This window comes from Corallococcus aberystwythensis, assembly GCF_003612165.1.
Classification (GTDB): Bacteria; Myxococcota; Myxococcia; order Myxococcales; family Myxococcaceae; genus Corallococcus; species Corallococcus aberystwythensis.
In genome coordinates, this window is the sequence record NZ_RAWK01000457.1 from 1 (window position 1) to 4,295 (window position 4,295).

General features: G+C 67.2%; 3 protein-coding genes and 1 pseudogene. 3 read left to right on the forward strand and 1 reads right to left on the reverse strand.

The window, feature by feature from the left end:
* Positions 1-110 precede the first annotated feature (110 nt).
* The gene (locus D7W81_RS42155) at positions 111-317 is read right to left on the reverse strand and encodes a hypothetical protein (RefSeq protein ID WP_147445805.1); all 207 of its coding nucleotides are present in this window, start codon (positions 315-317) and stop codon (positions 111-113) included.
* A gap of 99 nt (positions 318-416) precedes the next feature.
* On the opposite strand from D7W81_RS42155, the gene D7W81_RS40165 reads away from it, so the two are divergent.
* From D7W81_RS40165 to D7W81_RS40175, 3 genes and pseudogenes are all read left to right on the forward strand, one after another.
* Positions 417-2,612, forward strand: a complete 2,196-nt coding sequence (locus tag D7W81_RS40165) for a putative metal-binding motif-containing protein (protein ID WP_120560602.1) — start codon at positions 417-419, stop codon at positions 2,610-2,612.
* Between the two features lie 133 nt (positions 2,613-2,745).
* The gene (locus tag D7W81_RS40170) at positions 2,746-3,336 is read left to right on the forward strand and encodes a DUF642 domain-containing protein (protein WP_158621787.1); all 591 of its coding nucleotides are present in this window, start codon (positions 2,746-2,748) and stop codon (positions 3,334-3,336) included.
* A gap of 364 nt (positions 3,337-3,700) precedes the next feature.
* Positions 3,701-4,295 (forward strand): annotated as a pseudogene (locus D7W81_RS40175) (hypothetical protein); the annotation flags it as partial.

Below are 4,295 nucleotides of genomic sequence, written 5' to 3' on the forward strand. Positions count from 1 at the left end.
AGCTATCACTCACGACCGCCGCGCGTGTAACCGCCAATGGCGGTGGCGGCGGCGAGGGTGGCTCCAGCGCCAACAATGCAGGCGATAATGGATCCAACGGCAGCCAGGACTCAGCCGTGCCCGCAAGTGGTGGTTCCGGCGACGTCTCGACCGGAGGAGACGGAGGCGGAGGTGCCGTCGACACGTCCATCCCGGGTAAAGGCATTGCTGGAATCAGGGATGGCTTTGGCACGGAGGGCGGCGGCGGTGGCGGTGGTGGCGCCGCAGGCTTCATCCATTTGCGCAGCGTCCAGAGCTGCAACCTGCCAGTCGGTCACGTCATCAGCCCTCCTGCCACGAGTGGCTGCGTAGCCCCCTGACCACCCCTTCCTCCCGGAACTCCAGCAATGAAGGAATGACGGGTACAGTGCGGCACCATGCGTCGACTCTGTGTCTTGGGATGCGTGGTGCTGCTCGCGGCATGCCGCACGAAGGAGCCCGCCGAGGGCGTGCTCCGCGTGACCGTGAAGTACGTCGCCCAGGAACCCCGGTGCGTCCGAGTGGAGATTGGAGACGGCGTCCACCGTGTGCAGACGGACGTTCCCTCCAGTGAGTTCCAGGATCCCGGCGCCAGGGAGTTTCGGCTCGCCATGGTCCGCAAGGCGGACTGGAACCGGGTGCTGAACCTCACGGCGACTTCGTTCAGCGAAGTCAGCGGCACGAAATGCGCGGGAACCATCGTGGAGGTTCGTCACAACCGCTCGCTGGACGTGCCCCCGGGGGCATCCGCGGACTGGAGCGTGACGCTGCAGGCGAGGGACGCGGATGGGGATGGCTACTTCGTGGAGGCCCCTGAAACGGAGAAGCCTGACTGCGACGATTCAAATTCCAACGTCCACCCCGGCGCGACGGAGGCTTGTGACTCCCGGGTGGATTTGAATTGCAACCAGCGGGTGGGCTGCCAGGAGGCGGGCTGCGGGGGGCAGTCGTGCGACGACGGCGATGCATGCACCACGGGGGACCACTGCAAGGGTTCAGGCCTGGAGGCACAGTGCCTGCCCAGTCAGACGACGAAGTGCACCCAGCCCACGGGCATTTGTGACGCACCCCAGGCCTGCAATCCCAACACAGGGCTCTGCGAGGCCACGGCCAGCACGGTGGGAAAGAGCTGCGACGACGGGAACCTCTGCACGGACGGAGACGCGTGCGGCGCCAACGGGCTGTGCGCGGGCACTCCTCGCTCGTGCACCACCACCGGGCAGTGCGTGGAGAATCAAGGCACCTGCAACACGGCCACCGGAGACTGTGTCTTCACGTCACGCCCGGACACGACCGCCTGTCAGGACCCGCTGACGTGCACCACGGGGGACCACTGTGATGGAAACGGGAACTGCGTGGGTACGCCTGGGACCTGCGCTCCGCCTTCGTGCCATCGCGTGAAGCAGCAGTGCACGGCGAGCACTCAGTGTGAGTACGAGGTAGACCTCAATGCCGCGTGCACCGCGCCCGGTGGCGTGCCCGGCGTGTGCCTAGCGACGACCGAGTGCAGCGCCTTCCCCTACCAGCCCTCGAACTTCAACCCGAATGCCGTCGCGGTGGATGATATTGGCGCGTTGAGAACCAACGCGAACGTGGTGTTCGACACCGCCGACCAGAGCTGGACACCTTCGGGCGCGGTCACGACCCTGGCCAGCCTGCACATCCTGACAATCGCCCAGGGCGCCGGAAATCCACCGGCCCTGCTCATCCCGGTGCGGACCTTGGAGTTGAACGGGAGCCTGACCATCAAGGGCCCCGCCCCCGTCATCCTGGCCGTCTACGGTGATGCGACCGTGAACCAGTCCATCCTGGCCACTGGCAGCATCGTGAATCCCAACCCGGCCTGCGGTGCGTCCCAGGGGACTGCGGGGACCTTCGGTACCGATACGGGCGGAGGAGGTGGTGGAGGCGGTAATGCCACCGCGGGCGGGAATGGCGGCAAGGGCTACGACAACGATCAGCCCCAGGGGGGCGCTGGCGTCCTCCGTCCCTCCATCTCCGAGCCACTCCTGGGCGGCTGCCCGGGTGGAAACGGAGGAGGAACGGGCCCGGCTGCTGGCGGCAAGGGAGGAGCGGGAGGAGGCGGTGTCCAGCTCTCCGTCGCACGCACCCTGACCCTATCGACGAAGGTCTCCGCGAGCGGAGATGGCGGTGAAGGGGGCAAGGCGGCCAGCGGCAAGGGTGCAGGAGGCGGTGGTGGAGGTAGTGGCGGCCGGGTGGTGTTGGAGGCTTTTCAGCTTGCGCTCACCTCGAGTGCCCGGGTCACCGCCAATGGCGGCGGCGGCGGCGAAGGCAGCAGCACTACCAACAATACTGGAAGGAATGGTGCCAACGGCAGCCAGGACTCGGGCCTTCAAGCGAGTGGTGGAAACGCAGGAAGCTCAACCGCAGGAGACGGCGGCGACGGTGGCGCTTCGATGTTCACACCGGGCACGGGCGAGGATGGCGAAAGAGATGCTTTCGGTACCGAAGGTGCCGGAGGAGGCGGCGGCGGTGCAGCAGGCTTCATCCACCTGCGCAGCGTCCAGTCCTGCTCCATTGGTAGCGGAGCCCTGATCAGTCCCGCCCCCACGGGTGGCTGCGTGAAGCCCTGACCCGCCTGCTGGGCAACCAGCCCAGCAGCCCTAAACTGTGAAGTTTCACACACTCGATGTGAATCCATGTATTATGTGTTTCGCCTGTCGCACGACGCGCGGGCGCAACACATCTCAGGGGGAATCACATCATATGAATGGCAAGCAATTGCTGCGTCGCGGCGCCGTGGTGGGCTTTGGCTTCTTCGCGCTGGTGGGCTGTGGGGGCCCGGATGCCGTGATCCAGGAGCCGGAGCTGGGCAACGTCGAGCAGGGCGTCGTCGTCTCGACCAACGGCAGCTTCGAGCTCAACAACATCGGCGCGTCCAACTACGTGGTCCTCAGCGCTGGCAGCACCGCGCTGCCGGGTTGGACCATCGTCTCCGGCATCAAGGTGATGAAGAGCACCTACAAGGCGGCGCAGAGCGGCGTGCAGTCCATCGACCTCAACGGCCTGGGCGCGGGCTCCCTGTACCAGGACGTCCCCACCGTCATCGGCGGCGGCTACACGTTGACCTTCTGGGTGTCCAACAGCCCCAACTGCGCCACGGTGTCCCGGTCGGCCACCGTCAACTACGGCCCGTCCAGCGCCAGCATCTCCAATGCGTCCGGGTCCTGGGGCAGCTTCCCGCGCACCTACGTGTTCAACGCCACCAGCACCACGTCCCGCATCCAGTTCACCAGCACCTCCGGTGGCGTCAGCTGTGGTCTGGCCATCGACAACGTCACTGTGACCGGTCCGTGATCCGCTGATCCGCTGATCCCGCGGATCCTCCCGTAGCCCCAGGGCCGCCGCTCCCCTTCTGTGGGGCGGCGGCCCTTTTTCGCTGTAGCGCCCTGTAGCGTCCGAAGAACGGACGTCCGCTGGAGAACCCAGGGGGTAGACGGTTCGGGCCCGGCGACACAGATCGCGGAGCCGTGGATCATCCCCCGCCCCCATCCCACATCCTGCGCTCGTGTGGAGTCCGGCTTCCGGCCGTGTCCGTGCGATCAACGCGGGATCAGTGGATCGGGGGACGACCCACGGCATCGGGCAGCGACGTGCGCCCGTAGCAAGCACCAGGACACAGGGCCGGACGCGTCACTGCGTCCGGCTGGGAGGCGAGGACGTGGCGGGTCTGGACTGGGTGCAGGTGGACGTGGGCTTCCCCATGAGCCTCGCGGTGATCGGCGCCGCGCGTTTGCTGGGCATGGACCGGCGCGCGTTCCTGGGCGCGATGGTGGAGCTGCAGATCTGGGCCGTGCAGGCCCTGCCCGAAGGGCGCTTCGTGTCCTTCGGACCGTCCGCGGACCTGTCCGGCGGACAGGCGTGGGACGCGTCCGCGGACGAAGCCGTGTGGGTGGAGGCGCTGGAGTCCGCCGTCCGCTGGACGGGCACCCCCGGCGCCTTCTGGTCCGCCCTCCTCCGCTCCCGGATCCTGATCCGCGAGGACGACGGCGTGCGCCTCACCCTGTGCGATCGCTACGTCGGAGTGCTCGACAAGCGGAAGAAGGAGGCCGAGCGCAAACGGCGTGAACGCGCCGCCGCCCGGGGCATCGACGTGTCCGCCGGACGTCCTCGGGACATGTCCGGGACGTCCCCCGCAAGAAACAGAAGGGAGAAGGAGAAAAAGAGATCTTCATCTGCTGCAGCGGGCCTGAAGGAACTGGAATCCGAACTGGAGACCGCCGCCACGCTCCCGGCCCACCTGGCCCCCGTGGCAC

Bases quoted from the DNA above. Each gene is read 5' to 3' on its own strand.
- D7W81_RS40165 (WP_120560602.1), top strand. From the start codon at position 417: ATGCGTCGACTCTGTGTCTTGGGATGCGTGGTGCTGCTCGCGGCATGC.
- D7W81_RS40170 (WP_158621787.1), top strand. From the start codon at position 2,746: ATGAATGGCAAGCAATTGCTGCGTCGCGGCGCCGTGGTGGGCTTTGGC.